Origin of the sequence: Veillonella sp. DNF00869 (genome assembly GCF_001553345.1) — a bacterium.
GTDB lineage: Bacteria > Bacillota > Negativicutes > Veillonellales > Veillonellaceae > F0422.
Map to the genome: position 1 here is coordinate 204,478 of NZ_KQ960749.1, position 4,919 is coordinate 209,396.

General features: G+C 40.4%; 10 protein-coding genes. All 10 read right to left on the reverse strand.

Annotation, left to right across the window (positions count from 1 at the left end):
- Nucleotides 1-9: 9 nt before the first annotated feature.
- Genes rpmC through rpsJ form a run of 10 tightly spaced genes read right to left on the reverse strand, consistent with a single transcriptional unit; the run spans nucleotide 10 to nucleotide 4,731 of the window.
- Nucleotides 10-210 carry a 50S ribosomal protein L29 gene (rpmC, locus tag HMPREF3032_RS01040; RefSeq protein WP_009353915.1) on the reverse strand — a complete coding sequence of 67 codons (201 nt, stop codon included), beginning with the start codon at nucleotides 208-210 and terminating at the stop codon, nucleotides 10-12.
- Nucleotides 200-637 (reverse strand): 50S ribosomal protein L16, encoded by a 438-nt coding sequence (rplP, locus tag HMPREF3032_RS01045; RefSeq protein WP_009353916.1) that lies wholly within the window; start codon nucleotides 635-637, stop codon nucleotides 200-202. Before rplP ends, rpmC begins: the two co-directional genes overlap by 11 nt.
- A complete protein-coding gene (gene rpsC / locus HMPREF3032_RS01050; RefSeq protein WP_009353925.1) occupies nucleotides 637-1,302 on the reverse strand; it encodes a 30S ribosomal protein S3 in 666 nt (221 codons plus the stop codon). Before rpsC ends, rplP begins: the two co-directional genes overlap by 1 nt.
- Nucleotides 1,303-1,320: 18 nt before the next feature.
- Nucleotides 1,321-1,656, reverse strand: a complete 336-nt coding sequence (gene rplV, locus HMPREF3032_RS01055) for a 50S ribosomal protein L22 (protein WP_009353926.1) — start codon at nucleotides 1,654-1,656, stop codon at nucleotides 1,321-1,323.
- Nucleotides 1,657-1,667: 11 nt separating this feature from the next.
- On the reverse strand, nucleotides 1,668-1,949 hold the full coding sequence (rpsS, locus tag HMPREF3032_RS01060) for a 30S ribosomal protein S19 (RefSeq protein ID WP_009353934.1): 282 nt from the start codon (nucleotides 1,947-1,949) through the stop codon (nucleotides 1,668-1,670).
- A gap of 22 nt (nucleotides 1,950-1,971) precedes the next feature.
- Nucleotides 1,972-2,802 carry a 50S ribosomal protein L2 gene (rplB, locus tag HMPREF3032_RS01065; protein WP_009353898.1) on the reverse strand — a complete coding sequence of 277 codons (831 nt, stop codon included), beginning with the start codon at nucleotides 2,800-2,802 and terminating at the stop codon, nucleotides 1,972-1,974.
- Between the two features lie 23 nt (nucleotides 2,803-2,825).
- Complete coding sequence (gene rplW, locus HMPREF3032_RS01070) at nucleotides 2,826-3,110, reverse strand: 50S ribosomal protein L23 (protein ID WP_009353943.1); 285 nt, start codon at nucleotides 3,108-3,110, stop codon at nucleotides 2,826-2,828.
- Nucleotides 3,110-3,733: a 50S ribosomal protein L4 gene (rplD, locus tag HMPREF3032_RS01075; protein WP_009353880.1), complete on the reverse strand. Its 624-nt coding sequence runs from the start codon at nucleotides 3,731-3,733 to the stop codon at nucleotides 3,110-3,112. Before rplD ends, rplW begins: the two co-directional genes overlap by 1 nt.
- Nucleotides 3,734-3,758: 25 nt before the next feature.
- Nucleotides 3,759-4,400, reverse strand: a complete 642-nt coding sequence (rplC, locus tag HMPREF3032_RS01080) for a 50S ribosomal protein L3 (protein ID WP_009353879.1) — start codon at nucleotides 4,398-4,400, stop codon at nucleotides 3,759-3,761.
- 19 nt (nucleotides 4,401-4,419) lie between these two features.
- Nucleotides 4,420-4,731 carry a 30S ribosomal protein S10 gene (gene rpsJ, locus HMPREF3032_RS01085; RefSeq protein ID WP_009353924.1) on the reverse strand — a complete coding sequence of 104 codons (312 nt, stop codon included), beginning with the start codon at nucleotides 4,729-4,731 and terminating at the stop codon, nucleotides 4,420-4,422.
- Nucleotides 4,732-4,919 lie beyond the last annotated feature (188 nt).

Genomic DNA, 4,919 nt, shown 5'->3' on the forward strand with positions numbered 1-4,919 from the left:
AATTTGTTATTATGCGTTACCTTTAATTTCTTCTTCTCGTTGTACAGTTTTGATACGAGCGATAGTTTTTTTAACTTCACGGATACGCATTGGATTTTCTAATTGACCAGTAGCGAGTTGAAAACGTAGGTTAAACAACTCTTCTTTCAATTCGGAAACTTTAGTGTTCAACTCGGCAGCGCTCAAATTGCGAATGTCATTAACCTTCATTTACGTCACCACCCAATTCTTTACCCTTAACAACGAACTTCGTTTTGATTGGAAGTTTATGGCTTGCAAGACGCATAGCTTCGCGAGCCACTACTTCTGGAACGCCGTTCATTTCAAACATTACACGTCCTGGGCGAACTACTGCTACCCATTTTTCTGGAGAACCTTTACCGGAACCCATACGAACGCCTGCTGGTTTTGCAGTGATTGGTTTATCAGGGAAAATTTTAATCCAAACTTTACCACCACGTTTAATGTAACGTGTCATAGCAATACGGGCTGCTTCGATTTGACGGTTTGTGATCCAAGATGGCTCTAATGCTACTAAACCGAAATCACCATGAGCAACTTTGTTACCACGCATTGCACGGCCTTTCATACGACCGCGGAATTGTTTACGATGTTTTACGCGCTTTGGAATTAGCATTAGTTGTCACCTTCTTCCTTTTTAGATGTTTGTTTAGCTTCCGGCAAAACTTCACCTTTGTAGATCCATACTTTAATACCGATGCAACCATATGTTGTATGTGCTTCTGCTGTTGCATAGTCGATATTTGCACGAAGTGTATGAAGTGGAATGGAACCTTCACGGTAAGATTCGCTACGAGCGATCTCTGCACCACCAAGACGACCGGATACCATTACTTTGATACCGTTAGCGCCTAAACGCATAGTGCGACCTACTGCTTGTTTCATTGCACGACGGAAGCTTACACGGCGTTCCAATTGACTAGCAATGCTTTCAGCAACAAGTTGAGCTTCCATGTCTACTTGTTTAATTTCAGCAATGTTTACATCGATTTGTTTATCTGTAAAACGTTTTAACTCTTTACGGATATCTTCGATACCTTGTCCACCTTTACCGATAACCATACCTGGTTTAGCTGTGTGGATAGTTACTTTAATACGTTTATTTGTACGCTCAATTTCAATGCGGGAAATACCAGCAATGAAAAGTGTTTTCTTCAAGAAAGTACGAATTTTTACGTCTTCATGAAGGTTAGATGCGAAATCTTTATCAGCATACCATTTTGCGTCCCAATCTTTTACGATACCAACACGCAAGCCATGTGGATTTACTTTTTGACCCACTCTGTTTCCCTCCTTCGATTAAGCTCTTTCTTTAACAACTACTGTTACGTGGCTAGAACGTTTCAAAATTTTGAAAGCCTGTCCACGGGAACGAGGATGAATGCGTTTCATTGTTGGGCCTTGATCAACAAAGATCTCGGACACATAAAGATTATCTACATTCATATCAAAATTGTGTTCTGCATTTGCAATAGCAGATGTCAAAACTTTAGTTACTACATCGGCGCCAACTTTCGGAGTAAACTTCAAGATGGCAAATGCTTCGCCGATGTTTTTACCGCGCACTAAATCTGCAACGATGCGGATTTTACGAGGCGCAATACGAATATGTCTAGCGATTGCTTTTGCTTCCATGTTAAATCCTCCTATTTTCTGCCTGTAGATTTTTCGTCCTTACCATGACCTTTATAAGTACGTGTAGGAGCGAACTCACCTAATTTATGACCTACCATATCTTCTGTAATGAATACAGGTACATGTTTGCGACCATCATGCACAGCAATCGTATGGCCTACAAATTGTGGGAAAATAGTAGATGCACGGGACCAGGTTTTTACTACTTTTTTATCATTAGTTTCATTTAAGGCATCAATTTTTTTCAGAAGAGATTCTGCAACAAAAGGGCCTTTTTTAATTGATCTGGACACTGTTATATCTCCTTCCTATATCCTATTTTGTACGACGTTTAACGATTAACTTGCTAGAAGCTTTTTTCTTGTCGCGAGTTTTAACGCCATGAGCTGGTTTACCCCAAGGTGTAACAGGATGTTTACGACCAACTGGAGATTTACCTTCACCACCACCATGAGGATGGTCACAAGGGTTCATTGTAACCCCACGGTTGCCAGGACGAATGCCTAACCAACGTTGACGGCCAGCTTTACCAATAGTGATATTTTCATGGTCAATGTTAGATACAACACCTACTGTAGCACGGCATTCTACGCGTACACGACGAAGTTCACCAGATGGTAAACGAAGTAATGCATAGTTGCCTTCTTTCGCCATTAATTGAGCGGAAGTACCAGCAGAACGAACGATTTGTCCGCCTTTACCAATTTTCATTTCGATGTTGTGTACTTGAGTACCCAATGGGATATTAGCCAATGGTAATGCATTACCTGGTTTAATATCGGATTCAGGACCGGAGTAAACTACATCACCCACTTTAAGACCATGTGGAGCAATGATATAACGTTTTTCACCATCTGCATAGTTTAACAATGCAATACGAGCACTACGGTTAGGATCGTATTCGATTGTAGCTACGCGAGCTGGGATATTATCTTTAGTACGTTTGAAGTCAATAATACGGTATTGACGTTTATGACCGCCACCTTGATGACGTACTGTCATTTTACCAGTGTTATTACGACCACCTTTAGAAGTTACTTTTGCGAGCAAGGATTTTTCAGGTTTGCTTGCTGTAATTTCAGTAAAGGCAGACACTGTCATAAACCGACGACCAGCGGAGTACGGTTTAAATGATTTAATTGCCATTATTGGGCCTCCTTACTAGACTCTTATACACCTTCAAATAATTCAATAGTTTCGCCAGCTTTTAGAGTTACGATAGCTTTTTTATAATCGCTACGTTTACCCATTGTGCGACCCATGCGTTTAGTTTTTCCTAATACACGGATAGTGGCTACTTTTTCTACTTTTACGTTGAAGATAGATTCAACAGCTTTACGGATTTCTACTTTGTTCGCATTCAAAGGAACTTGGAAAGTGTATTTGTTTTCTTGCATTAACAAAGTTGTTTTTTCTGTAATGATTGGACGAATTAATACATCAAATTTGTTCATTATCCAAGCACCTCCTCAATTTTTGCAATAGCACCTTCAGCGATGAAGAGTTTGTCGTGATGCAATAAATCGAAGATATTAATGTTCGTGTATGGAAGAGCTTTCACACCTTGAATGTTACGAGCAGATAATTCCACATTTACATCACCATCAGTGATGAAAAGAACTTTTGCGTCACCTACTTGGAAGTTATTAAGAATATTTAATACTTCTTTAGTTTTTGGTGCAGCTAATTTCAATTCGTCGATTACGAACAATTCGCTGTTATTTACTTTATCAGATAATGCAGATTTAACTGCTAAGCGTCTAGCTTTACGAGGCATAGCTTTATAGTAGCTACGTGGTTGTGGACCAAAAGTGATACCACCACCTACCCAAATTGGGGAACGGCTAGAACCAGCACGAGCACGGCCTGTACCTTTTTGTCTCCAAGGTTTTTTACCGCCACCGCGTACTTCTCCTCGAGTTTTAGTTGCATGTGTACCAAGTCGTTCGTTAGATAATTGACGAACTACGGCTTGATGCATAACAGCAGCGTTTACTTCAACACCGAATACTGCATCATTCAACTGGATTTCGCCGACTTTAGCGCCGGACATGTTGTATTTAGTTACTGTTGGCATTATGTATCCTCCTTTCGACAATTAGTTATTTAACAGGTTTTACTGTGTTGCGAACCATCACTAGGCTACCTTTAGCACCAGGGATGCCACCTTTGATTAATAAAAGGTTACGTTCAGTATCAACTTTTACAACAGATAGACGTTGTACAGTAACTCTGCCACCACCCATTTGTCCAGGAAGTTTTTTACCTTTAAATACTTTACCGCCGCCACCGGAGATCATTGGACCGATGGAACCTGGTTCACGATGAGATTTGGAACCATGAGTTTCAGGACCACGGCTAAAGTTATGACGCTTAATTGTACCAGCGAAACCTTTACCTTTACCTGTACCCACAACATCTACTAGCTCACCTTCTGCGAAGATATCAGCTGCCAGAGTTTGGCCCACTGTGTAATCAGTTGCTTCAGCAAGGCGAAGTTCACGAAGATATTTAACTGGCGCAACGCCGGCTTTATCGAACTGGCCTTTTACAGGTTTAGTTAAATGTTTTTCTTTAATGGAACCGTATCCAAGCTGTACTGCATTGTAACCGTCGGATTCAACAGTTTTTACTTGCACTACTACGCTAGGTGTAGTTTCCACTACAGTGACAGGAACTAGTTTGCCTTCAGTAGTGAAGACTTGAGTCATTCCTAACTTTTTACCCAAAATAGCTTTAGACATAATCGCACCTCCTTATTTCTTATAATTTTATTTCAATAGATACACCAGCTGGCAAATCAAGGCGAGTGATTGCATCTACTGTTTTCGAATTTGGTTCAATAATTTCTACTAAGCGTTTATGTGTACGCATTTCGAATTGTTCACGAGAATCTTTGTTAACATGTGGAGAACGAAGAATCGTGAAAATGTTTTTTTCTGTAGGCAATGGAATTGGTCCAGAAACCAATGCGCCATTGCGTTTTGCAACGTCTACAATACGTTGAGCACTTTGATCCAATGCTTTGTGATCATATGCTTTCAAGCGAATACGGATTTTTTGTTGTTTTGCCATTGTTATATATCTCCCTTCGTCCATTTCCAGAATGAACTGCTCCATAGAAATTCTCCCTCGCGAGGGCAACCTTCTATATCATAGTTTATACACAACCTAAGAGCGGCAAGTTTGCCGCTCCTTGATTGCACGGTTTATATAGATAATCTTTCAGTCAGATTATGCTTCGATAGCTGTAACAACACCAG